Below are 23926 nucleotides of genomic sequence, written 5' to 3'. Positions count from 1 at the left end.
GTCATAATAGGTGTTCTAATGACCGTTCAAGCGAAGACTTCCTTGGTGAATGGTCATAATAGGTGTTCTAACGACCATTCAAGCGAAGACTTCCGTTGTGAATGGTCGTAATAGGTGTTCTAATGACCGTTCAAACAAGAAAAGCAAGGTGGCTGGTCATCATAAAGGTTTAAATAACAAATTAAACAAGAAATGAGCAAGTATTAGACTATAAAAATGTAAAAAAACCATTCAAGGGAAGAAATACACCTTGAATGGTTTTTAAATTTGAATTCATTACTTACTCATAGTAAGTCCAAAGTTTAGAACCTTGGGATTTGAAGTTTTTCAATAAATAGCGTCGGACTATTCTCTGGGATATTGTAAAACCACACCATTCATGAATGGAAGCAGTGGTAATTTTTCTTTTTGGGAAGAGGAGTCTAAATTCTTCCACATTTCGAAGAATAGCGGTTTCGATAAGTTCTGATTTACCGCAAGGGGGGCAGATTAATTTCGCCCTTTTGTGAGCTGCCATCACGGCCCCGCAGCTCGAACAAAACACGCCCTTCTTCAACATCCCATACTCATACTCATGAATCCTCTCCATAGGTGACTCAGGTAGATGCAAGGACAATATCTTCTCTGCCAGCTTGGTGTTTCGCACTGAAATCTTGGATTTGATGTTATTGAGTTTTTTCATGAATCGGTTCATTTGGGTGGGGAGAATGATGGGTTCGTCTTTGGGGGCTTGGAACAATGCGAATTCAGGATGGATATAGATGACGTAGCCTTTCAATGAGAATGTATAGCCGAGGGTGGTCAGCAGCTGCCGCAGCAGGGATTCGCTTCGTTTCAGCTGGAGGAGGGGGTCTTTGACCTCTTTGCCGTTAAAGGTCCGCAGTTTTTCACCATCGTAGTAATAGTCCCCTTCGTAGTTTTTAATTTCAAAAAGGTAAATGGAGTCCTGAAAAATAACGAGGGAATCGATCTGGAATACGGAGCCGCTCACTTCTAACAGCAAATCGGTTAAAACAAGGTTTTCCGTGTCGAGTGAGGCAATACGGTGGTCGAATTGCAGCTCGCCTTCAAACCCCTTTTGCAGGCTCCAATATTGCTGTTTTTCCTTTTCGGGCAAGTCCATTCGAGTGTTCAGTGCAGTCAGGATTTTTAGTTCTTTACTTTTAAAACGAGGTTTAATGAACATACTTCACCTTCCTATTCTATCAAAATCAAGTACATTTTCATTGAATCATAAATAGTGAAAAGCGTGTGTGAATCTTTTTTGTCAAAAAATTTAAAGAAATCTGTAACATTTTGAACTCGCCTGCGTCTAATTCTATGAAACCATAAATTGGTTGATTAAAAGATTGATAGGCTGGGAATACTATAACCAACAACAACAAAACAAGGAGGTCAGTTAAAATGGATCATATTATCGAATTTATGAATGAAGATGGTTTTGAGCTGAATGGTTACCTTTCACAGCTATTTGAAAAAATTTCAAATAATGAAGATAAACAAGAAGGCTGATCCTGATATGCTGATCAGCTTTTGTTCTGTCTAAAACTTTCTCTAAAGTCCTCATTTTTTTCCTCACATTATATTTTTTTCAAATTCTCTCCTCAGGATATATTTTTTAAAAAAGTGAATTTTAATTAATTCTTTCTCAGGATATAAATTTTTAAAAGGTGAATTTTAATTAATTCTTTCTCCAGGTTATATTATTTTTTCAAAGGGAATTATAATGAATATGAATTCATTTCGGAGGTGCTGTATGTCTTTTCAATTTGCAGAAGAAGATGGTCGTTTTGTAGCGAAGGATGCGCAAGGATTAGAGGTTGGTGAGGTTACGTTTAGCCGGGATGGAGAAAACGTGATTGTCATTGATCATACAGGAATAGATCCAGCCCAGCGCGGACAAGGACTTGCGGAGGAACTTGTGCGCCATGTGGTTGAAAAAGCAAAGAAGGAAGGATTGAAGATTGTTCCTTTATGCTCCTATGCTAAAAAAGAATTTGATAAGAAAACAGAATACAAAGAGGTTCTCGCAGAAAAATAACCTTCGGGCCGCCCGAAGGTTTTTCTATAAATTGGGAGGATTAAAAGGTTAGTAGATTGGGAATAATAGAACTAACAATCTAGTAAACGGAGGACAAACAAAATGAAACAGATTACGGAATTTATGAATGAAGAAGGCTTTGAGCTGAAGGGTTACCTTTCCGAGTTATTTGAGAAAGTGTCTGATGATAAGAACGAAGAACGCTGATTACGCGACTAGAGCTGATCAGCGTTTTTTTTGTGTTCATTTTTAGAATGTTTAAGCGGCTACTAAGATGTAGGCGATTAGATATAAAGAATACAAGCTGCAAAGACCAAGTGCCTCTCCTGGATGAATTGGCGATTGAATGTGGAGAATACAACCTGCCTATCCTCCATGGATTGGCGATTAAAAATAGAGAACAAAGAGCCTATCTGCTATGAATAGGCTCTTTTCACGTTAATTCCCAGATTCATAAAAAGCCATGTTAAGTGCGACATTTGTTGGGTAAAATCCTTCATTTTTAATGATTAAAATATAGTTGCTGTCAAATTGAAGGATTCTTTCGTAGGAAGTCGATTCAATAGGAGTGCCGCCTTGCGTGAAGGCGTACCTGGGGATCATTGTTTCTTCCATCACTGTTCCGCCGTGAATGTTTGATGGATTTTTATAAAATGAGGTAGCTGCCTGAAACTTCGATCGGTCATCGAGGTTGATGGTGGAAAGTTTTCTGTTTCCGTGTGTGAAGGCGGGATTTTTCAGCAGCTTGATTCCTAATTGCTCAGACTGGCTTACAATTCTCCGATCCGTGATATGCGTAATCGTATCCTTTCCTGTCGTTATTTGAATATTGAGGCTCTGTCCAGGGGGGATACTGGTTCGATGGGAAAGAGTGAATGCTTGCCCCGCAAAGACAAAACCTAGCCAGTAAGGCATATTGCTGAATGGAATACTTGTTAGTGCCATGTCAAACCACCTCGAAAACTCGTATATTTACGGGATATTCTTTCGTCTTGGCATAAATGGTCAGGTCTTCATTGGGGTCCAGGTCGTAAACAATAATTTCCGCAGGAGTATTAAAGACATAATTTCCTTTTTCAAATGAAAAATTAGGGTCCGAGGAATGATAAATATAAGTAGATGAATCATTAACCACCCATAATTGCCTCCTTCTTGGCAGGTTTTCGCTTCCTACTCTTAATGGAGTTGGTTCGGTAGTGACTCTTATTTTTCCTACAAGGGTATTTTTTGTCCAATAAAGTCCAGGAAAATGACGGTAGTTAAATTCATTCATTTTGTCCACCTCTCAATTAAGTAAACCTAAATCCGTGACAGCAGCCCAACAATGGATTTTTTTTACTATATGTTCAACAGGTAAAAGGGGTGCAGAAAGCAGTAGCAAGTTGATGCCTATAATAAGTTTTTGTTAGTTATCAGTGTAGAGGATACAGATTTATACTTTAGAAAAGGGTTTTTTAAAATAAATCTCGATTTCGAGATATTTTCCGTAGAAGTGTTGACACACTAAAAAATTCATGATATTATTATCTCGAATTCAAGATATTAAAATTTGAATTAAGTTGTTTTAACGCGTAAGACCTGAATACGGTATTTGGATTAACTGGTTTTAACAAGTAAGTGCAGGATATAGTAAGTGTAGATATTTTTTTAAATATATATCTCGATTTCGAGATAAAATAAAAGGAGAGATAATGATGAACCATTTAAAAGGGATCCATCACGTGACGGCGATTACGAGCAGTGCGGAGAAGAACTATGAGTTTTTCACTTTTGTGCTTGGGATGCGTTTGGTGAAGAAAACGGTGAACCAGGATGATATTCGCACGTATCATTTATTTTTCGCGGATGATAAAGGGTCTGCGGGTACGGATATGACTTTCTTTGATTTTCCGGGAATTCCAAAAGGAGCTCATGGGACGGATGAAATTTATAAGACTTCATTCCGCGTGCCGACGGATGCGGCGCTTGAATATTGGGTGAAGCGATTTGATAAGTACAATGTAAAGCACTCTGGAATCCAAGATTTGTTTGGCAAGAAGACGATTTCTTTCGCTGATTTTGATGACCAGCAATACATGCTGGTTTCGGATGAGTTCAATGAAGGGATTGCTTCTGGCACACCATGGCAAGATGGCCCGGTTCCATTGGAGTTTGCGATTACCGGTCTTGGACCAATCCACATCCGTATCTCCCGCTTTGATTATTTTAAAGAAGTGTTAGAAAAAGTCATGTACATGCGAGAGATTGCCAATGAAGGTTCGCTCCACCTGTTTGAAATGGGTGAGGGTGGAAATGGCGCGCAAGTTATTGTCGAGCATAATACCGTTCTGCCGGCTGGACGCCAGGGATTTGGTACCGTCCACCATACGGCTTTCCGAGTGGAGGACACGGCGGTGCTATATGAATGGATCGACCATATGAAAGGTGCTGGTTTCGGGGTATCTGGTTATGTTGACCGGTTCTTCTTTGAATCGTTATATGCACGCGTTGCACCTGGAATCTTATTTGAATGGGCGACAGATGGCCCAGGATTCATGGGAGATGAGCCGTACGACACGCTTGGTGAGAAATTGTCATTGCCGCCATTCCTTGAATCAAAACGTGAGCAAATTGAGAGTTTTGTCCGCCCGATTGATACAGTTCGCAGCACGCTCAAACTCGAAAAAGAGTATTTGTAATCATTCAAAAAGGGCAGCACGATAAGCTGCCCTTTTTAAAAAGAAGGTGTTCAATCGTGGAAAGGAAATGTACGAACCAGCCGTTCTTGCTCTTGATGCACACGTCAAAAGCAATCCAGGAAAAAATAAGAGACAGAATCAGTTCAAGCAAATTGAATTTAACGGAATTCTCGGTTTTAGAGGTTTTGTATCACAGAGGACAGCAGACAATCCAGCAAATTGGCAGCAGTATCTTGATATCCAGCAGTTCGATGACATACGTGATTGATAAGCTGGAGCAGCGAGGACTGTTGAGGCGAAGTCCTTGTGCGAATGACCGCCGGGTGATCCATGTTGTAATGACTCCGGAGGGAACGGCATTGATGGATGAAATCATGCCTGAGCATCATGAAATGGTTGATTCTATGTTTGGTTTATTGAGTGAGGATGAAAAGCAGCTTTTTGTAGAGCTTTTGAAAAAAATTTCAGTTTAATATCTCGAATTCAAGATAAATATTAGGAGGAAATGAAGATGTTGAATATTGGTTTATTGATTATACGTTTGGTGATTGGATTATTATTTGTGGGGCACGGAGCGCAAAAGTTATTTGGCTGGTTTGGCGGCTATGGCTTGAAAGGCACGGGCGGATGGTTTGAATCCATTGGCATGAAGCCAGGAGTAACGATGGCGTTATTTGCAGGTTTGGCTGAATTGATTGGAGGATTATTGTTTGCTTTAGGATTATTGACTCCACTTGCAGGTGTGATGATTGCTGCCACGATGGTGATGGCAATCGTCAAGGTCCATGGTGCTAATGGTTTATGGTCAACATCAAATGGATATGAGTACAACTTAACATTGCTTGCAACAGCAATCGGAATTGCGTTAATTGGACCTGGTCTCTATAGTCTTGATGCGTTTTTATTTTAATCAAACGTTTGTTTAAAATAAATGCAGTGAATGATTGGGTTTTGGTAAAAGTATTAATGTGTATCGTATGATAACGTCTAATATAAGGAGTGTCCCCAATGAGCAAAAGAACGATGGGAATTCATCATATTACGGCTATTGTTGGCCATCCGCAGGAAAATGTTGATTTTTACGCAGGTGTTTTAGGCTTGCGCTTAGTGAAGCAAACGGTGAATTTTGATGATCCTGGCACTTACCATCTTTATTTCGGAAATGATGGCGGCAAACCGGGCACGATTATTACCTTTTTTCCATGGCCAGATGCATATAATGGGAAAATCGGTGATGGCCAGGTTGGGGTGACATCATACGTCGTCCCGCCGGGGGCAATGGAATTTTGGGAAGAAAGATTGCAGAAGTTCAAGGTTGCTTTTACAAAAATGGAACGCTTCGGTGAGCAGTATCTTGAATTTGATGACCCGCATGGTCTTCATCTTGAAATTGTCGAGCGGGCAGAAGGCGAAAATAATATGTGGACGTTCGGGGGAGTAACACCTGAGGTTGCCATCAAAGGGTTTGGGGGAGCGACACTGTTGTCAGCCCGCCCTGAACAAACGGCTGAGCTGCTGGAAAAGGTGATGGGGCTTGAAAAATCAGGCGAAGAGGGAGATTTTGCCCGCTATCGTTCTGCTGCGGACATCGGAAATATCATTGATTTAAAATTGACCCCTATTGGCCGCGGGCAGATGGGTGTCGGCACGGTCCACCATATTGCCTGGCGGGCAAAGGATGATGAGGACCAATTGGAATGGCAGAAGTATGTGGCGGCGAATGGGTACGGTGTTACTCCTGTCCAGGATCGGAATTATTTTAACGCGATTTACTTCAGGGAGCATGGAGAAATCCTGTTTGAGATTGCCACTGACCCTCCAGGCTTCGCGCATGATGAGTCCCCTGAAACGATGGGGGAAGAGCTGAAGCTTCCGAAACAATATGAAACTCACAGAGAGACGATTGAAAATATTTTGCTGCCAATTACTGTGAGGGAATTGGAGGAGGGATGAGTCAGTGATTTCAATCGATCCGGTCACAAACACTGAAAGGGATAATTATAAACTGCTGATCGGCGGCATTATCCCGTGTCCGATTGCATTCGTGACGTCCCTCTCTCAGGATGGTGTATTGAATGGGGCGCCGTTCAGCTATTTTAACATTGTCTCCTCCAATCCGCCGATGATCTCTTTATCGATTCAGCGGGCAGAAGGAAGACAGAAGGATACAGCCAGAAACATCCTGGCTGCAAAGGAATTCGTTGTCCATATAGTCGATGAAGATAATGTTGAAAAAGTGAACGCCACTGCCGCTAGCCTCCCGCCAGACCAGAGTGAGATTGAAATGGCGCAGTTAACTCCCACAGCTAGTTTGAAAATTTCTGTGCCTGGCGTGAAGGAAGCGAAGATCAGGATGGAATGCAGATTGGAGCACGCTCTGGAACTGGGCGGCTCGGAGTCTCCTGGCTGCGATTTCCTCATTGGGAAAGTGGTCCAATTCCATATAGACGAAGCCATTTATGAAAATGGAAGAATCGACCCTGCAGGACTGGCAGCTGTTAGCAGGCTTGCTGGACAGGACTACGCAAAGATTGGCGAGATTTTTACGATTGAAAGACCGAAATGATTTTTTACCAGCAGTTGAAAGGAGGGGGAGCATGCTAAAGACAGCGGGAATCCATCACATCACCGCTATGGTAAACGACGCACAAAGGACGATTGATTTTTATGCAGGGATACTTGGATTGAGATTGGTGAAAAAAACAATCAACTTTGACCGTCCGGAAGTGTATCATCTTTACTTTGGGAATGAATCAGGTCAGCCGGGAACGGTGATTACCTTTTTTCCTTGGCCAAAACAGCTGAAAGGCCGGATTGGCATAGGGCAGGTAGGGGTTACGGGTTATGTGATTCCGGAGGGTTCTCTGGAATTTTGGAAGAACAGGCTCAAGAAATTTGGAGTAGAGTTTTCTGCGGATGTGCGGTTTGGAGAACAGTATTTGAAGCTGCAGGATCCGGATGGTCTGGAAATCGAGCTGGTTGAACGCGTGGAAGGTCCCGTCAATAACTGGAGTTTTGGCGAAGTACTGCCCGAGGTGGCTATTAAGGGCTTTAGCGGTGCTACCCTCATTTCGGCGCAACCTCATAAAACGGCAGAGGTGCTTGAGCGTATTTTGGGACTTGAATGCGTTGGGCAGGAGGAGGGTTTCCTTCGGTTCAAATCTGATGCAGAGCTTGGTAATATTATTGATATCAAGCTTACTCCATCTGTACGCGGGCTGATGGGCGCAGGAACGGTTCATCATGTTGCCTGGAGAGCAAGAGATGAAGCTGAGCTTTTAAAGTGGAGAACGTTGCTTCAGGAAAAAGGTTATTACCCAACTGAGGTCAAAAACAGGAATTATTTTAAATCGATTTATTTTCATGAAGGTGGAGGAATCCTGGTCGAATTAGCAACGGACTCTCCTGGTTTTACAGTCGATGAACCTTTGGATAGACTGGGAGAAAGGATTATGCTGCCTTCCTGGTTTGAACCAAAAAGAGAAGAATTAGAAGCAATCTTAGCGCCTGTAGCGGTGCGGGAAATGGAGGAGATTGAATAGTGAAGCACGTTTTTAATAAGGGGACAAATGACAATAAGCCGACGATGTTGCTGCTGCATGGTACGGGCGGGAACGAATTAGACCTGCTGCCGATCGCGGGAATGATTGATGAAGAGGCTTCTGTGTTAAGTGTAAGAGGGAATGTACTGGAGAATGGCATGCCCCGCTTTTTCCGCAGGCTTGCTGAAGGTGTATTTGATATCGAAGACCTGATTTTCCGGACGAAGGAACTAAATGAGTTTTTAGATGAAGCAGCGGTGAAGTATGGGTTTGACCGTAACAATGTGATTGCTGTTGGGTATTCTAATGGTGCTAATATTGCAGCGAGTTTGCTGTTTCACTACCAAAATGCTTTAAAAGGCGCGATTCTTCATCATCCGATGGTGCCGAGAAGAGGAATCGAGCTTCCGGATCTTAAAGGGACGCCAGTATTCATTGCTGCCGGCACGAATGATCCAATCTGCCCTCCATCCGAATCAGAAGAACTACAATCTTTGTTGGAAAAAGCGAATGCGAAAGTGGAACTGCATTGGGAGAATAGAGGGCATCAATTAACGCTGCAGGAGGTTGAAGCTGCTGCTCAGTGGTACAGGGGCTTGTAACTGCGAATAGTGTGAAACAATAGTCTTATCTTTTTAAAAGATAAGGCTATTTTTTTTGCCCAAAATGCTTAAAAACTTCTCAATCAGGTATATAGACTATGTGACAATGAAAAGATAGATTAGGAAGAATTTCATTGATAAAGGAGACGAATAAAATGGCAAACGTTAATCTAGCAGTGATTTTTTACAGCATGGGCGGAACGAACTTTCAACTGTCAAAATGGGCGAAGGAAGGCGCTGAGGAAGCTGGAGCGGAAGTGAAGGTTTTCAAGGTGAAGGAACTGGCTCCAGAATCGGCTATTGAAGGAAATCCGGCCTGGAAAGCGACGGTTGAGGCAACGAAGGATGTTCCCGAGGTTACACCAGATGACCTTGAATGGGCGGATGCGATTATTTTCAGTGTGCCGACACGTTTTGGGAACATGCCGTCACAAATGAAGCAATTCCTTGATACGACTGGCGGACTTTGGGCTAAAGGGAAATTAGTGAACAAAGTCGTGAGTGCGATGTCTTCCGCGCAGAACCCGCATGGCGGACAAGAGGCTACGATTTTGTCACTCTACACAAGCATGTATCACTGGGGCGCGATTGTCGCAGCACCGGGCTATACAGACCAGGTGACTTTTGCAGCCGGCGGAAACCCGTATGGAACAAGCGTAACCGTGGACCAGGACGGAAAAATGGTAGAAGATGTCCAGGCGGCTGTAAAATATCAGGCGAAGCGTACGGTTACTGTTGCGGAATGGGTTAAGAAGGGGAATCAGTAGATTGGATTTTTAAGGTGGGATTATGACTCCCGAATCGGCTATATCATTAGCCAACTGGTGAAAAAACAGTTCCAACCGGTGAAAAAAAGGTCCCAACCGTTGATAAAAAAGATCCAACCGTTGATAAAAAGGATCTAACCGTTGATAAAAAATCTCCGGCCATTGAAAAAAGTTCTAACTGGTGAAAAAAGCCCCTCCAGCTGCATGTTGGGCTTTTATAATGAGATGACAAATGGTGGGGATCACCATAAATCGCTAGAATAATGAAATTTTAATGATCCAACAGGTGAAAAATCTCTTACTGGTGATAAAACTTCATCTACTGGTAATAAAGCATAACTTACTAGTAATAAAATATAACTTACTGGTAATAAAGCGTGACTTACTAGTAATAACCCTTCTCCAACTCCAAATAATATGCCTTTTTATGCTTTAGGTGTGCTCGTTTTATCGTTTTGCAGCTCGATTGAATACGAAATTTCAGCTGAAAACCGTTTTTTTTAAATAAAAAATAGACCAAAGATCACTTAAAGATCGATGGTCTATTTTTATTTTAGCTTATAAATCTCACGGGCCATTGCTTCTAAAATATAGACGACGGGCACCTGTGTCGTGATATTCGCTTGTTCGTAAAATTCCTCGGTTACATAGTAGGGAATGTTTAAATCAGATATTTTTGCGATGGTGGAGAATTTATTGTTTGTGATGCTGATGATTTTGCTTCCTTCTTGTTTCAGCTGGTTGAGATGGGTGACGGTAAAGGGATTTTCTCCTGATACAGATAATGCAAGCGTGACGCTGTTATTCCGCAATTTGGCGTGAATCGGAAAGTGGGGGTCCTTGATGTACATTGAAAAGGTGCTAAGGCTTGAGAAGTACCGTGCGCCATATTCGGCGAGAATCCCGGAGCTTCCGATGCCAATGAAAATCACATTGTCTGCCTGGTGCACCAGATGGGCAGCCTGACTGATTTTTTCCTCAAGATCGCCTTTCAATGTTCGTTCAAAAAATTCGACGACGGATTGCTGGGAGCTTTTAATGACGGTTTTTTTATTTTCTTCGAGATCCATTTTCAGCTTCACTTTAAATTCGGTAAAGCCTTCACAATTGAGTTTTTTGCAGAATCGCAGAATCGATGCTGTTGATACATGGGTTTCATCTGCCAGTTCGCGGATGCGCATATAAGCGACTTTATCGCTGTTTTGGATGATGTAATGATATAAGGAAGTTTCTAATTCATTAAATGAGGCAATCATATCATTTGAGAACATATGGGCGTATTCTCCTTTTATAAAACGATATCCTCATTTTATCATAATTGTTTCGCTAAGACACAAGGTGTGACATCTATGAAACGAATGACTCCTTCTGTCAAACGAAACGAATTGTCCTGAGGTTATTTACGGCTTCGTTTGATGCAGTTATGATTTTTTATAAAAGATCGGGAGGTATTCAGATGAAGACATATCAATTTCCTGAAGGTTTTATGTGGGGCGGTGCTACGGCGGCCAACCAGATGGAGGGTGGCTTTTACGAAGGGAACAAGGGCTTGAACATTGCTGATGTCCTTCCCGGCGGAAAAGAAAGACTGGAGATCCTGCAGACACCGGGTTTCAATTTTGAAATCGACCGGGAGAAGTATGGCTACTATCCAAATCATGAAGGCATTGATTTCTATCATCGCTACAAGGAAGACATTGCTCTTTTTGCCGAAATGGGTTTTAAGGTGTTCCGCATGTCGATCGCCTGGACACGGATTTTTCCAAACGGGAATGAACTTGAAGCGAATGAGGAAGGGCTCGCGTTTTATGACCGGGTGTTCGATGAGCTGCACAAGCATGGAATTGAGCCGGTTGTGACAATTTCCCATTATGAGATGCCTGTCACTCTTGTAAAAGAATATGGCGGATGGAGAAATCGCGAAGTGGTTACTTTCTTTGAAAGATATGTCAACGCAATCTTCAACCGTTATAAAAATAAAGTGAAGTACTGGATGACCTTCAATGAAATTAACAGCGGCTTGATCATGCCGATCATGGGACTTGGATTCGCCATCCAAAAGGAAGAGGATAAATACCAGCCTACCTTTCAGGCGTACCATCACCAGTTTGTTGCGAGCAGTATTGCCGTAAAAGCATGCCATGAGATCATTCCGGATGCGAAAATCGGCTGCATGATTTTATATGCGCCTGCGTATTCCTATGATTCCAATCCGGAAAATGTCATGTATGCCCTTCAGGAGGAACGTTTCTTCAATTATTTCTGTGCCGATGTGCAGGTGCGGGGGGAGTACCCTGCTTTTATCAAGCGGTATTTCAAAGAGCATAACATCGAGTTGGACATTCAGGACGGGGACTTGGATTTAATCAAAGAAGGTACCGTGGATTACATTGGACTCAGTTACTATATGTCCAGGGCTGAGATGAAAGACAAGTCCGGTTTTGGCAGCTCAGAAGGCAACCTGATAGGCGGAGTGAAGAATCCGTTCCTGAAGGCGAGCGATTGGGGATGGGAAATCGACCCGACAGGCCTGCGGATTAGCTTGAATCATTTGTACGACCGTTACCAGATTCCTCTGTTCGTTGTTGAAAATGGATTGGGCGCGCGTGACCATGTGGAAGAAGACGGCTCAATCAACGATGACTACCGGATTGATTACCTTCGCGATCATATTAAAGCGTTGGGTGAAGCGATTGAAGATGGTGTGGAATTGATGGGCTATACGAGCTGGGGCTGCATCGACATGGTAAGTATGTCAACGGGTGAGTTCTCGAAACGTTATGGCTTTATTTATGTAGACAAGCATGACGACGGCAGCGGGACACTGGAACGCAAACGGAAGAAGTCCTTCTTCTGGTATAAAGAGGTTATTGAAACAAACGGAGAAAAACTATAAGTGCAGGACCCTCAGTACATTTGCGTATTGAGGGTCTTTCTTTTAATAAAAAGGAATTCCCGTTGGAATCAAGCTGAGTTTATTAATGCTTTAATCCAGGAAGGATTGACGCTCTTTATGTTGAAGTTACATTACAGTGCGGATGAATTGAACTGGGGTGGGAGGGCTCGTAGTGCCTGAGCTAGAGATAAGAAGACCAAAAATGGATGACATAAAGCAGTTAAATCAATTTTTTTCCATCGTGATCACTGATACGTTCATGAAAGAAGGGATCGGCGATAGGTTGGACGATATTAATGCGGAAATTAAAATTAAGGAAAAATATATAAAAACCGATTTTGAAAGCAATGGCGATTTAAGATATTTTTTACTAGCGCTGGATGGTGATAAGATTATTGGTTCGATTGAGTATGGACCAGCAAGCGACCTTATTAAGGATTATATTGACGATGCATCTGAAGAGATGTTCGAGGTAGGGACAGTGTTTGTCCATCCTGACTACCAACAGAATGGGGTAGGGAATTTACTATTGCATTCAATCTACCTTACCTTGCAGGAAAATGGTCTGGAGGAATTTTTTTTGGATAGCGGGTATAGGAATGCTCAAAAAATTTGGATCAAAAAATTTGGACAACCTGATTACTTATTAAAGGACCATTGGGGCGAAGGGTTTGACCATATGATTTGGAGAATTAAAGTGAGCGATTGTTTGGGAGAGAAATAGAGACTCAAAAATTGGGTGCAAAGCTCCGGGGTCTAGTTTAGAAAAGAAAAAATATATTCCCATAAGGGTGCTCATTTATGGATATTGAGATAAGAGATTATGAAGACAAAGATTATATGGAATTCTGTGGAATGGTGAACTCACTTTATAGTGAAGAAACTGAAGGTCAGCCAATGAACATCTCAAAAGTGGCAGCAACAATAAATGAGTATAAGAAAAATCCTGAAAAAATTAGAATTGTCATTTTAGAAAAAAATAATGCAATTATAGGGTACTCCATATTTGTCTACCTTTGGAGCAATGAGTATGGGGGGAATATCTTAATAGTTGATGAGCTATACATTAAAGAGAAGGTTCGAAACGAAGGGATAGGCAGCTATTTTATTAAATGGTTAGAGGAAAGTGAAGAGTTCGTTGCGATTCAATTAGAAACTACTCCATCTAACAAGAGAGTATTTAATTATTATATTCGTTTGGGATTCAAAGTTGTGGAAAATACTCATTTAATAAAGATTAGACATTAATCTCCATTTTTGTTGAGATAAAGGATCGGGGCCTCCAATTAAACGAAGAAGCCCCTTAATCATTTTTTACTCGATTCTAAGAGCTTGGACATCACGACAGTCTACGAAAATAGTAGTACCTGGTTCTTCTTCTTCATCTCTAAAAGAAGCGCAGCAAGTATTGTTGTTAAAGCGCAGGAAAATGACATCTTCTAAGACTGTACCACCAGATAAAAATACGTCTACTTCTGTGCCGCGACGCAACCTTCTTAGTTGATCACACACACATTTATTGCATCGGCTGCTGCGGCTTGGACTAGTACGACTAGAATGGTCATCGTGAAATGAACAGTTATTACACATAGCAATTACCCCTTTCATATTTAATAGATTGTTTTGCATTATTAACATATGTAAGGAGCTATTAATAAGATTGGACAAAGAGTTTGGTGCAAGAGTACATTTTTATAGCGAAATGACGATGGATAGAGAGGGGACTTACTTTGAAAAAGAAATCGATCTTTGGGATGATCAGCTTTTTATTGTCATTCTTAGGCTTTTTCCTAATAGAAAATATCTTTACGATTAAACCTGATGTGACTTCAGGTAATGGTAATCTCGGCTTCTTAATCATCATGCTTTTTTCACCTGTTTTCATAGCGAGTTACATCTTAACTTTTAAGCTGGTAAAAGAAAAATCAAACCATGTTAACAATCGAAAAATTAACGCATGGATTTTACTGCTTTCGCTTATGTTTTGTGTATTTTTGATAACAGCCATCGTAAATTACGCAAATGAGCTAGTCATTGCTTTGGGAGGAACTCCAGCTAATCCTGACTCGAGGATTTATCGCTTTGGCTGGTTTAATCAATACACGAATAGTATTTATTTTAATGTTTATACCTTTCTAATGACTCATTTACTCGTAGTGATCGCAGCTGTGTTGTCTGTAAAAAGTACCTTCAGTAAACCAGCCTCTTTTCAATGAATGGTGGCCTGATTCAAGGAAGGGCTTACGCATTTTGCAGAACGAAAGTCAAATTAATCAAGGGGGAAGCTTATTTATGGCAAGGTATTTAAGTTTACTAACCGTCTGCACAATGTTTTTGTTTATTTTGGGCTGTACCAATTCGAACACTACTTCAAAAAACTTCACGCCAGCTAAAACGGATATTGTAAGTAGGAATTCTGGTGTTATTGAAAATGAAACGAGGTTAAAAGAATTTATTAAAAACACTGAAACAGGACAAAAGGACACTATTCGTGTGGTTGCTTATACAAAGGAAGGCGACCCAATCCTTACTGATCTGACATTCAACGGTAAGCAGCTCGACGTTACCAGAGATAATACGAGAGATGAGTACGGCGTTGGGGATATCAGAACATTAACATGTGAGAAAATAATCGTTGAAGGGAAGAAATACTCTATGACAGGCTGCGAAGGTTATGAGGTACCATACTTTTTAGCAGAGGGTTTTTAAGGGAATCGTTGTTTTCTAATTATTGGCAGAGTTGATTTTTTCTGGGGGAGGTTAAGGAAATGGAAGCACTTTTAATCATTGACGTTCAAAATGGAATGTTTGAAGAAGGGGTATTCAACGGGGAAAACTTGCTTCTGAATATAAAAAAATTAATTACCAGGGCGCGCGCTGCGCATAGACCGATTTTTTATGTGCAGCACAATGAAGCTCAGGGAGGGTCTTTGGAATATGGAACAATGGGGTGGAAAATCCATTCCGATCTTTCGCCACAGGAAGAAGATGTGATTATCCAAAAAACAACGCCTGATTCATTTTTCAACACTTCCTTAGATGAAGAACTTAAAAGTCGTGGGATTGAAGATTTGTATATTACAGGGATTCAAACGGAATTATGTGTTGATACAACGTGTCGAAGAGCGTTTAGTCAGGGGTATAAGGTAACCGTGGTTTCAGATGCTCACAGTACCTTTGATTCAGCAGAATTGACTGCTCAGAAAATTATTAATCATCACAACCATACTCTCCGCTGGTTTGGTGATGTCCAGCCCAGCGATGCTATTCGTTTTAAAGCGTAATGGTTTAATTTATATAGGAAATGAAAAAGACCGAAGATTTGGGGCAGCCCCTTAATCTTCGGTCTTTTTTTGAATACATATAGTGCTGCTTGAGGAATAAGATTTTTCCCGTTACCGCAAGCTAAATAAAACAGCATTCTAAGTTTCGAAAAAAATGAGATTGGGGTACTCAATTATGACGGGAATTCTTTTAGCCCTGCTTGCAGCTGTTTCTTGGGGCAGCATTGTGTTTGTCAGCAATAAGCTTGGCGGGGACGAAGACAGCCAGACGCTTGGTACGACTATTGGTGCCTTGCTATTTGCCATCGCAGTATTCATTTATAAAAGGCCGGATTTGTCATCTCTTATCTGGATTGTCGGTTTCATTTCAGGCTTGTTCTGGTCGCTTGGACAGAAAAATCAGTTTGGAGCTGTCCGTTACTTGGGCGTTGCTAAAACCGCCCCGATGTCGACCGGCCTGCAGCTGATTGGAACCACTTTTTTCGGCGTTTTTATTTTTAAGGAATGGGAAACAAGAATGAGCGTCATCATCGGCATTGCAGCATTGGCGCTGATTATTGCTGGTGCGGTGCTCACCTCACTGAACCAGGAAAAGGGGAAAGACAAATCGAAGAGCTTGAAAAAAGGCTTTCTCGTCTTGCTGCTTTCGACCGCAGGCTTTGTCGGCTATGTGGTGCTGATTCGCTGGTTCAATATTGATGGCTGGGCCGCAATTCTTCCCCAGGCGATTGGGATGCTTACAGGCGCGGTTCTGCTGACAATTCGAGAAAAGCCATACAACAAGTATGCAGTGAGAAATATCATAACAGGCCTAATGTGGAGCACAGGGAATCTAGGTCTTCTGCTTGCATTGCCTAAAATCGGGGTAGCGACGAGCTTTTCACTATCGCAAACGGGTATTGTCATTTCAACCATCGGCGGGCTCTTCTTTTTAAATGAACGGAAGAGTAAAAGACAGGTATGGATGGTTCTGCTTGGCTGCTTGCTCATTATTGCAGGCGGAGTACTACTGGGTGTTACAAAAAGATAAGGGAGCGATCTAAATGTATCCAAGTCTTGAAGGGAAAGTTGTTGTTATTACTGGCGGTGCAACGGGTCTCGGGAAAGCGATGGCTGAGAGATTCGGGGCTGAAAAGTCTAAGGTAGTGATTAATTATTATAAAGAGGAACAGGAAGTACAGGCTATTATCGATACAATTGAAAAAGCAGGCGGAAGCGCGAGCGCGATCCAGGGGGATGTCACGAAGGAAGACGATGTGAAAAGGATGATTTCCCATGCCGTTAAGACATTCGGTTCATTGGATATCATGATCAACAATGCCGGCATTGAAAACGAGGTCCCATCGGAAGATCTTACCTTGGAGGATTGGAACAAGGTCATTTCAACGAATTTGACAGGGCAATTTTTAGGCTGCCGGGAAGCGCTTGACTACATGCTCAAAAATAAAATCAAAGGATCTATCATTAACATGTCATCCGTTCATCAGAAAATTCCGTGGCCGCACTTTGTCCATTATGCAGCGAGCAAAGGCGGAGTCAAGCTGATGACAGAAACACTCGCGCTTGAATTCGCACCACACGGAATCCGGGTGAACTGTATCGCGCCAGGTGCCATCGATACACCAATTAACGTGGAAAAATTTGATGATCCTGAGCTGACGAAAGGCGTTATCGAGCTGATTCCAATGGGGTATATCGGAAAGCCAGAAGAAATTGCCGCTTGTGCTGTATGGCTAGCTTCCAGCGAAGCCAGTTACGTCACTGGCCTTACCCTTTTCGCGGATGGCGGAATGACACAGTATCCGGGGTTCCAGGCAGGGAAGGGCTGAGGTTTACCTTGTTTTGAAAAAGAAATCCCTGGCAATGGAATTATTGCTTGGAATGCCGCGGTACGTGTGGGATAATACTTGTGCTCAATGAAGGATCATTGAGCACGAGTTTTTATGGAAAAACGATGGCGATGCTTTTAAAAGGATAAAGAATGCGGCATTGTTAGGGAGGCTTATAAATGGAGAACAATGATATATTGATTCGATTGCGATATGCACAAGATATAAAGAATGTAGACATGGTTGAGATCTTCAAGCTAGGAGGCGTCAACGTAACAAAAGACGAAGTGCTAAAGATGCTCAAAAAACCAGAAGAAGAAGTCTATGGCGCGATTGATGTAGAAGAAAATGACGATTACATAAAATGCAATAATAAAACGTTAGAATCGTTTTTAAATGGCTTCATTACGTTTAAAAGAGGAAAGCAGGATCCAAAGCCTGGCCAGCCGGAAATTCCAGCGCTGACGAATGAACATGTGAATAACATGCTTCTTAAGAAGCTGAAAATTGCACTTTCAATGACAAGCGAGGACATGCTTGATATTTTTAAGATGGCCGGAATCTCTGTAACAAAAGGTGAATTAGGCGCTTTGCTGCGTAAACCTGGGCACAAGAATTACAAGGAATGCGGCGATAAATTTGCCCGGAACTTCCTTAAAGGACTTGCTGTCAAGTATCGGGGATAGATGGAATTGGGAACATGGGGACGGTTCTTGTGTTCCTTTTTTTGCTGAGTACGGAGATTCTCACATGTCTTTTTGAAGTTGAAAACTAGGGGATTTCTCTGGACTCTTTTGTCGTTAGGAATGTTGGAATCCGAATGATAACTCCCCAAAAAAGTGAATGAAGATGAAAAAACGCTTAGGAAATCTCCTAAGCATTTTGTTTATTATCCGCCAATTGCTGATACTGTTCGGATTCGATGATATCATCTTCGATTAGAATATAAGGATGTGTTTCCATTAAAATTTTGATCAGGTAGTCTGGCATTTTCTCGCCTTTGTACGCACAGATTAATGGGAATGATAATAAATTTACAGCTTCGTCTACAATTTTTTCAAAATCCTCTATTAAATGCAACGGATCTTCCATACTGCTCCACTCGACATGTGCCCATGACCGGAAAGGAATTTTATTTTCAACGTATGGCTGGACCATTTTATGAAAGTATTCCGTGATTGCAGGAGGGTGATAACTGCCACTTGAATAATAGAAATCGAAGTTGTTTACATAGTGAACAAATCTCATTTGGTCTGCCGTTAACCGTGAGCGCAGTTCTTTATTTATAATGGGATAGATACGCTCATTTTCTATGAAAATAACGTAATCTCCCGCCTCAATGCCATCTTGTATAAAACTCACTGCCTGTTCAATGTAACTCTTCATTCCATTATAGGAATACAGGACATGAACACACCTTTGGTCATCAAACAACTGGTTCATTTTGCTTCTCAAGTGATCACCCCTTCTTTTTTGTATCCTATAATTATACAGGGAAACAGGGAGAAATTGGGCGTTATTTTCATTTGCTAAAACACGGGGACGGTTCTCATGTTTCAGGAAGGTGAGAACCGTCCCCGTGTTCCTATATTTGTTTTAACACGTCTTCGATTTCTGCATGGTCTTCGGGGGATTCGTCTATATGCTTCCAGAGGATTTTTCCTTGTGGTGAGAAGAGCCAGGTTCCTCCCTGGATGTAGACGTCCTGTGTTTTCATGGACTTCATGACGAATTCTTTCTGTTTTTCATTTTTCGGGATGAAGTTTTTGACTTGGCCGGTGATGAAACCGAAGCCTGCTTTGGCAAGAAGCTTCCATTTGGGCATTGTTTTATGGCCCATGCCTTTATATGCTTCTCGAGTTGGGTCACCGAGAATCGGAAATGGGAAAGGCCCGAATTGGTCAAGGAATTGCTGAATAAAGGTTCCCTTAGATGGGGCAATCGCAATGACCTGATATCCTTTAGCTTCTACTTCATTGATTCGCTCGTGCAACTGCGCAAGATAGGCTCGGCAGACTGGTCAGCCAAGGTGGCGGACAAATACGACCATTGTGTGCTGGCCATTTACCGCCTCATCCAGTGTGATGATTTTCTGGTCTGGTGTTTCAAGTGCGTAATTCATATGTTGCCTCCTTCGATTTATACCATATATAAAATAATCATAACCCAGTACTGGCTCAATTCCCAAAATCAAGCGGGAAATACGATCACAATTGTAATGGGGAAGTGCTTTCACGATGTTTTTATTCTTCATGAGAGTTCTGTCCAACGCTGGTCTAATAAAAAAACAGCCAAAATCGATTTTGGCTGTTTTATAGAGATCAGTTCATTTCTTCCTTTTGTGTCCATTTCCTGATTCCTTCCATCAAGAACCTTACTGCTAAAAATGTAGAGGCGATAGAGGTAAAGCTATGGATCGAAGTCCAACTTTTTTTGTACTTTATTAAATCGGTTTTCTTTTCAATCCAGTGTTCCGTAATGGCGGATGGAAGACTGAAGAGTATAGACTTAAAAAAAATCGCAATCAGTCCGTTGTTTTTTGTGACCTGGTTAAAATATATACAGGTTACAGGAAACAGAATATAACTGAATAACACGCTGATATCGAACGTTTTAAATAAGGAAACAGGGTATTTCAAATAGCCTTTTTTCACTAATAAATTATCTAATATGGATGCAATGTATCCTTTAAGCAAAAAGATCATCAGCCAATCTTTCATAGGAGGCTTTTTCACTAGCTGAAAAAAGGAAAAGATACCGAAGATAAACAGTGCCCATAATATATTCTTCTCATGGTTTCTTCCCAAAATCTGTTGACCCCCTTTTTTGGCTAAGGACATTTTGGGGTATTCCTGCAGTTGTTTTAAACTTATTTGAAAAGCCTGATCTTCTAGCGGAAGCTTTTGCTAAAAATGACTATGTAAGTATTTTTCCTTCAACATTGGATATTATTCGGATGTAAGGCATGTATCCCAATGAAAAATAGTTTAATCAATTTTTGGCTATAATAACATGGAGATTCCTTTATTTGTAAAACAAGGGTTGTGTCAGGCGGTTATGATTAATTCATTATATGGAATGAGCTGGTTAGCCATTTTATTCATATGGGGAGATTGGAAGAATTGGAAGAGATACTATCCAACCATCCTATTTTTCATTCTGGGGGATTTTCTTTACTTATATTTATTGTCGGATGAATATCCAATGTGGAGGTATGCACCTCCTGCTGCGGATAAGGACTTGGGACTGACGAATACGCATATATCGTTATCAATCATCGCGATTAAATATCCTGCCACTGTCCTTGTCTATCTGTCCCATTTCCCGCAAGGCAAATTATTGAGCAAAGTTTTGTATTACTTCGGGTGGCTGATTTTATATCTTGTAAATGAAATGATTGATCTGCATTTTGGACTTATTGACTATTTTAATGGCTGGAGCTTATGGTGGTCAGCTCTCTTTAACGCGGTGATGTTTTTCATCCTTAAAGTCCATTTTGAGAAACCGATTTACGCCTGGCTCCTTTCGGCTATTTTTATCGTCTTTTTGTGGAATCAGTTTGATATTCCTTCAAGCGTATTTAGATAGAAGCAGTTGTCTAAGAAGGCAGCTGCTTTTTTGTCGAATGAATTATTTTCTAATTTATTGAAATTTTATTAAAAGTGAAAATATAATAAACCATACAGTCGGTTTATTTTTAAGACTAGGTTAAATAAGGCTATTGATTATCTTTACGAAGTGTATCAACGCTAACAGAGCCATTTTTAAAAAGAGAAGGCGAAAACTATTAAAAGGTGGGGAAAACGCATGAAAATTGAAATTAAAAAATTGAGTAATTGTCCATTAAAAGATGGAGTTGAAGCGTATAATCGCGGGTTTGAAGGTTATTTTTACGATCAGACGAAGGATATCCATGCGTTTTCGAAGCGCTTTGGGCTGGATGAACTTTCTCCAGAGTATTCTGTTATAGCATATTATGAGGGACGGCCAGCTGGAATTGTATTGAGCGGAATCAAAAATATTAATGGCAAGCTGGTGGCCTGGAATGGCGGAACCGGAGTGGCGAAGGAACTGCGCGGCAAGGGTGCAGGGAAAAAACTCATGAATGCGGTAATGGATATTTACAGCGAAAACAAGGTGGAAGTAGCAACCCTTGAGGCGATCTCGAGAAATGAAGGTGCTATCGAGCTCTATAAAAAAATAGGATATGACGTGAAGAAGCGTTTAAAGTTTTTGCAATTTAATGAGGTATTTACTGCTCAGGTTTTTGATACTCCGAATTTAAAATATCAAATTGAACATGTATCGCCGCAAGAATTAACAGGTATTCCTTTTTACCAGCATCAATCACCGTGGCAAAATCAGAACCTGCATGATGCGAGTGCGATCATCTTGCGGGATGAACATAATCAAATAGCCGGGTACTCTCTCTATAAAAAGATGTACAAAGAAGGGGAGATTGCTAGTATTGGCCTGCTGCAGCTGGAAGCCGCTGAAAACAGTTCCGATTCGGCGGATATAATCAAAACTTTGCTGAAGCATTCATTTTTCCCATTGGACCGTGCTTTCCAGCGGACGACGGTCAATACACCTGACGACAAGACGCAACTGCTTGAAGTTTTACAAGAGTGCGGGTTTAAGGAATGGGAGGAGCAGGTGTGGATGGTGAAGGATATGAGTGCTGAAAAACCTTAATAATTATTAATATTTATTTTCACATTATTTACAATTCCTTAAAACCCCGTTAATAACAGTCTAGTAATCTTGTACTAGTAGGAACGTTATAACATTAGGGGGATTAAGGAAATGAAGAGACTTAAAAAATTAGGTATGTTCACAATGCTTGCCTCAGTTATGGTTTTTGGAGCTGCTTGTTCTGATGGTGAAAAAAGCGCAGAAACGACGAACGGAAACGACAGTCAGCTAGAGGGCGCGATCGCAATTGACGGTTCAGGGACAGTATATCCTTTCATGGCTAAAATGGCTGAAAACTATATGACAAATGAACAAGAGAATGTCTCTGTTGAAGTAAGCCGTGCCGGTACTTCTGCTGGTTTCAAAAAGTTCCTTGAGAAAGATGGCACAGACTACAATGATGCTTCCCGCCAGATCAAAGATGAAGAAAAGGCTAAAGCGGAAGAGCTTGGAATCGAAGTAAAAGAAATGAAAGTTGCATTGGATGGCATCACGATTGTCATTAATAAAGATAACGATTGGGCGAAGGACCTGACGAAGGAAGAAGTCATCGATATCTTCCTTGCTGAGTCTGGAAAGAAAAAATGGTCAGATGTACGCCCTGATTTCCCAAATGAAGAAATCAAGGCTTACGGTCCAAATGAAAACCACGGTACGTATGAATTCATGTTTGAAAACATTCTAGAAGAAAAGCCGCTTGTAGAAGGAATTAACTTGCAGCAAGACTACTCAACACTTGTTGACCTGGTATCAAAAGACAAGAATGCCATCGGTTTCTTCGGATATGGCTACTATGCAAATAACAAAGATAAGCTGTCTGCTGTAAATGTTGATTTTGGCAAAGGCCCGGTTGAACCTTCACTTGACACAATCAAAGAAGATGGCGACTACGCTCCATTCACACGTCCTGTATTCACATACTTGAACGTGAACAACGCGAAAGAAAAAGCGCAAGTATTAGACTATGCAATCTACACAATGAAAAATGCACAGGATGTTGCAAAGGAAACAGGATTTGCTCCATTAGCTGACGAAGATATCGATTCAGTTGTGAAAGAATTGGAAGAATTGAAGTAATTTCATGAATGCGAAAAGAAGGCCAATGTCCAGTGATGGATTTGGCCTTCTTTTTTTGGTAGGTGGGATAAAAATGGAGCCATCCAGGTGGGGGCTGGATGGCTCCGGGGTTGCGAGATCGAGTGAGGCCTCAATTTAAAATGGCATGTTGGGGGGCAGTTCTGGTCAGGGCAGTGGCCAGGGTTATAAAGGAGGGCTCTGTTTTTCATCTAATGCAGAAATGAATTTAAAGCGCCGCTTTGCTTTATTCAGCAGCTGTTCAATTTCTTTAAGTGTGGAATGCCGCTCTGTTTCATTCTGTGTGTTGATCAGTTGTCGCTTTAACTCTTTTAATTTCAGGTTTTCTTCTTGGGAAAGACTGCTTTTAGCACTCACGATTTCATCCTCCTTTGGGTTAGTGAATCATTAGGACATATAGAAATTTGTTAAAACCATTCGAGTTGATTTGTGTCGGTTGAATGGTCATGAGAGATGTTATAACGACCACTCGGGTTGGTATTTTACGGTTGAATGGT

At 41.4% G+C, this 23926-nt stretch carries 29 protein-coding genes and 1 pseudogene; 21 read left to right on the top strand and 9 right to left on the bottom strand.

Going from position 1 to position 23926, the window contains the following annotated elements:
* Nucleotides 1-280 precede the first annotated feature (280 nt).
* On the bottom strand, nt 281-1186 hold the full coding sequence (locus tag V7201_RS11975; protein WP_335376969.1) for an NERD domain-containing protein: 906 nt from the start codon (nt 1184-1186) through the stop codon (nt 281-283).
* Between the two features lie 570 nt (nt 1187-1756).
* On the opposite strand from V7201_RS11975, the gene V7201_RS11970 reads away from it, so the two are divergent.
* On the top strand, nt 1757-2041 hold the full coding sequence (locus V7201_RS11970) for a GNAT family N-acetyltransferase (RefSeq protein ID WP_335376968.1): 285 nt from the start codon (nt 1757-1759) through the stop codon (nt 2039-2041).
* Nucleotides 2042-2479: 438 nt separating this feature from the next.
* Here V7201_RS11970 and V7201_RS11965 read toward each other — a convergent pair whose 3' ends face one another.
* Nucleotides 2480-2986: a hypothetical protein gene (locus tag V7201_RS11965; RefSeq protein ID WP_335376967.1), complete on the bottom strand. Its 507-nt coding sequence runs from the start codon at nt 2984-2986 to the stop codon at nt 2480-2482.
* A 1-nt stretch (nt 2987) separates the two neighbouring features.
* Nucleotides 2988-3314, bottom strand: a complete 327-nt coding sequence (locus V7201_RS11960) for a hypothetical protein (protein WP_335376966.1) — start codon at nt 3312-3314, stop codon at nt 2988-2990.
* A 421-nt stretch (nt 3315-3735) separates the two neighbouring features.
* Between V7201_RS11960 and V7201_RS11955 the strand changes: the two genes are divergently transcribed.
* The 8 genes from V7201_RS11955 to wrbA all read left to right on the top strand — a co-directional run bounded on the left by V7201_RS11955 (nt 3736) and on the right by wrbA (nt 9630).
* Nucleotides 3736-4719 carry a ring-cleaving dioxygenase gene (locus tag V7201_RS11955; protein WP_335377025.1) on the top strand — a complete coding sequence of 328 codons (984 nt, stop codon included), beginning with the start codon at nt 3736-3738 and terminating at the stop codon, nt 4717-4719.
* A 56-nt stretch (nt 4720-4775) separates the two neighbouring features.
* Complete coding sequence (locus tag V7201_RS11950) at nt 4776-5192, top strand: MarR family winged helix-turn-helix transcriptional regulator (protein ID WP_335376965.1); 417 nt, start codon at nt 4776-4778, stop codon at nt 5190-5192.
* A gap of 38 nt (nt 5193-5230) precedes the next feature.
* Complete coding sequence (locus tag V7201_RS11945) at nt 5231-5629, top strand: DoxX family protein (protein ID WP_335376964.1); 399 nt, start codon at nt 5231-5233, stop codon at nt 5627-5629.
* A 98-nt stretch (nt 5630-5727) separates the two neighbouring features.
* Nucleotides 5728-6672, top strand: a complete 945-nt coding sequence (locus tag V7201_RS11940; RefSeq protein WP_335376963.1) for a ring-cleaving dioxygenase — start codon at nt 5728-5730, stop codon at nt 6670-6672.
* Nucleotides 6673-6676: 4 nt separating this feature from the next.
* A complete protein-coding gene (locus V7201_RS11935) occupies nt 6677-7285 on the top strand; it encodes a flavin reductase family protein (RefSeq protein ID WP_335376962.1) in 609 nt (202 codons plus the stop codon).
* A 31-nt stretch (nt 7286-7316) separates the two neighbouring features.
* The gene (locus V7201_RS11930) at nt 7317-8261 is read left to right on the top strand and encodes a ring-cleaving dioxygenase (protein WP_335376961.1); all 945 of its coding nucleotides are present in this window, start codon (nt 7317-7319) and stop codon (nt 8259-8261) included.
* Nucleotides 8261-8863 (top strand): alpha/beta hydrolase, encoded by a 603-nt coding sequence (locus tag V7201_RS11925; RefSeq protein ID WP_335376960.1) that lies wholly within the window; start codon nt 8261-8263, stop codon nt 8861-8863. The genes V7201_RS11930 and V7201_RS11925 overlap by 1 nt, the downstream gene beginning before the upstream one ends.
* Nucleotides 8864-9018: 155 nt before the next feature.
* Nucleotides 9019-9630, top strand: a complete 612-nt coding sequence (gene wrbA, locus V7201_RS11920) for an NAD(P)H:quinone oxidoreductase (RefSeq protein ID WP_335376959.1) — start codon at nt 9019-9021, stop codon at nt 9628-9630.
* Between the two features lie 548 nt (nt 9631-10178).
* On the opposite strand, the gene V7201_RS11915 is transcribed toward wrbA, so the two are convergent.
* Nucleotides 10179-10901, bottom strand: coding sequence for a MurR/RpiR family transcriptional regulator (locus V7201_RS11915; protein WP_335376958.1), 723 nt, complete (start codon nt 10899-10901; stop codon nt 10179-10181).
* 185 nt (nt 10902-11086) lie between these two features.
* On the opposite strand from V7201_RS11915, the gene V7201_RS11910 reads away from it, so the two are divergent.
* From V7201_RS11910 to V7201_RS11900, 3 genes are all read left to right on the top strand, one after another.
* The gene (locus V7201_RS11910) at nt 11087-12526 is read left to right on the top strand and encodes a glycoside hydrolase family 1 protein (protein WP_335376957.1); all 1440 of its coding nucleotides are present in this window, start codon (nt 11087-11089) and stop codon (nt 12524-12526) included.
* Between the two features lie 172 nt (nt 12527-12698).
* Entirely contained in the window at nt 12699-13250 is a 552-nt protein-coding gene (locus tag V7201_RS11905) for a GNAT family N-acetyltransferase (RefSeq protein WP_335376956.1), read from the top strand.
* Nucleotides 13251-13327: 77 nt separating this feature from the next.
* Nucleotides 13328-13774 carry a GNAT family N-acetyltransferase gene (locus V7201_RS11900; RefSeq protein ID WP_335376955.1) on the top strand — a complete coding sequence of 149 codons (447 nt, stop codon included), beginning with the start codon at nt 13328-13330 and terminating at the stop codon, nt 13772-13774.
* 66 nt (nt 13775-13840) lie between these two features.
* Here the strand turns inward: V7201_RS11900 and V7201_RS11895 are convergent, their stop codons facing one another.
* On the bottom strand, nt 13841-14116 hold the full coding sequence (locus tag V7201_RS11895) for a hydrolase (RefSeq protein WP_335376954.1): 276 nt from the start codon (nt 14114-14116) through the stop codon (nt 13841-13843).
* A 140-nt stretch (nt 14117-14256) separates the two neighbouring features.
* Here V7201_RS11895 and V7201_RS11890 point away from each other — a divergent pair, with 140 nt between their 5' ends.
* The 6 genes from V7201_RS11890 (at nt 14257) to V7201_RS11865 (ending at nt 18325) form a co-directional block, all read left to right on the top strand.
* Nucleotides 14257-14742 (top strand): hypothetical protein, encoded by a 486-nt coding sequence (locus tag V7201_RS11890; protein ID WP_335376953.1) that lies wholly within the window; start codon nt 14257-14259, stop codon nt 14740-14742.
* A gap of 76 nt (nt 14743-14818) precedes the next feature.
* Nucleotides 14819-15235 carry a DUF4362 domain-containing protein gene (locus V7201_RS11885; protein ID WP_335376952.1) on the top strand — a complete coding sequence of 139 codons (417 nt, stop codon included), beginning with the start codon at nt 14819-14821 and terminating at the stop codon, nt 15233-15235.
* A gap of 59 nt (nt 15236-15294) precedes the next feature.
* Entirely contained in the window at nt 15295-15810 is a 516-nt protein-coding gene (locus V7201_RS11880; protein WP_335376951.1) for a cysteine hydrolase family protein, read from the top strand.
* Between the two features lie 175 nt (nt 15811-15985).
* Complete coding sequence (locus V7201_RS11875) at nt 15986-16840, top strand: GRP family sugar transporter (protein ID WP_335376950.1); 855 nt, start codon at nt 15986-15988, stop codon at nt 16838-16840.
* Nucleotides 16841-16853: 13 nt separating this feature from the next.
* Nucleotides 16854-17639, top strand: a complete 786-nt coding sequence (locus tag V7201_RS11870) for a glucose-1-dehydrogenase (protein ID WP_335376949.1) — start codon at nt 16854-16856, stop codon at nt 17637-17639.
* 179 nt (nt 17640-17818) lie between these two features.
* Nucleotides 17819-18325, top strand: coding sequence for a DUF1456 family protein (locus V7201_RS11865; RefSeq protein ID WP_335376948.1), 507 nt, complete (start codon nt 17819-17821; stop codon nt 18323-18325).
* A 187-nt stretch (nt 18326-18512) separates the two neighbouring features.
* On the opposite strand, the gene V7201_RS11860 is transcribed toward V7201_RS11865, so the two are convergent.
* The 3 genes and pseudogenes from V7201_RS11860 to V7201_RS11850 all read right to left on the bottom strand — a co-directional run bounded on the left by V7201_RS11860 (nt 18513) and on the right by V7201_RS11850 (nt 20446).
* Nucleotides 18513-19094, bottom strand: a complete 582-nt coding sequence (locus tag V7201_RS11860; RefSeq protein WP_335376947.1) for an MEDS domain-containing protein — start codon at nt 19092-19094, stop codon at nt 18513-18515.
* 130 nt (nt 19095-19224) lie between these two features.
* Nucleotides 19225-19647: pseudogene (locus V7201_RS11855) on the bottom strand (peroxiredoxin-like family protein); the annotation flags it as partial.
* A gap of 313 nt (nt 19648-19960) precedes the next feature.
* Nucleotides 19961-20446 carry a CBO0543 family protein gene (locus V7201_RS11850; protein ID WP_335376946.1) on the bottom strand — a complete coding sequence of 162 codons (486 nt, stop codon included), beginning with the start codon at nt 20444-20446 and terminating at the stop codon, nt 19961-19963.
* 250 nt (nt 20447-20696) lie between these two features.
* Here V7201_RS11850 and V7201_RS11845 point away from each other — a divergent pair, with 250 nt between their 5' ends.
* From V7201_RS11845 to V7201_RS11835, 3 genes are all read left to right on the top strand, one after another.
* Nucleotides 20697-21227 (top strand): CBO0543 family protein, encoded by a 531-nt coding sequence (locus V7201_RS11845; protein WP_335376945.1) that lies wholly within the window; start codon nt 20697-20699, stop codon nt 21225-21227.
* Between the two features lie 219 nt (nt 21228-21446).
* Nucleotides 21447-22334, top strand: a complete 888-nt coding sequence (locus tag V7201_RS11840; protein WP_335376944.1) for a GNAT family N-acetyltransferase — start codon at nt 21447-21449, stop codon at nt 22332-22334.
* Nucleotides 22335-22445: 111 nt separating this feature from the next.
* Complete coding sequence (locus V7201_RS11835) at nt 22446-23411, top strand: PstS family phosphate ABC transporter substrate-binding protein (RefSeq protein WP_335376943.1); 966 nt, start codon at nt 22446-22448, stop codon at nt 23409-23411.
* A 183-nt stretch (nt 23412-23594) separates the two neighbouring features.
* Here V7201_RS11835 and V7201_RS11830 read toward each other — a convergent pair whose 3' ends face one another.
* Nucleotides 23595-23786 carry a hypothetical protein gene (locus V7201_RS11830; RefSeq protein WP_335376942.1) on the bottom strand — a complete coding sequence of 64 codons (192 nt, stop codon included), beginning with the start codon at nt 23784-23786 and terminating at the stop codon, nt 23595-23597.
* Nucleotides 23787-23926 lie beyond the last annotated feature (140 nt).

The organism is Bacillus sp. JJ1122 (assembly GCF_036964885.1).
In the GTDB taxonomy this organism is placed as follows: domain Bacteria; phylum Bacillota; class Bacilli; order Bacillales; family Cytobacillaceae; genus Mesobacillus.
The sequence above is the reverse complement of the archived record's forward strand: the minus strand, read 5'-3'. Positions and strand labels throughout refer to the sequence as shown.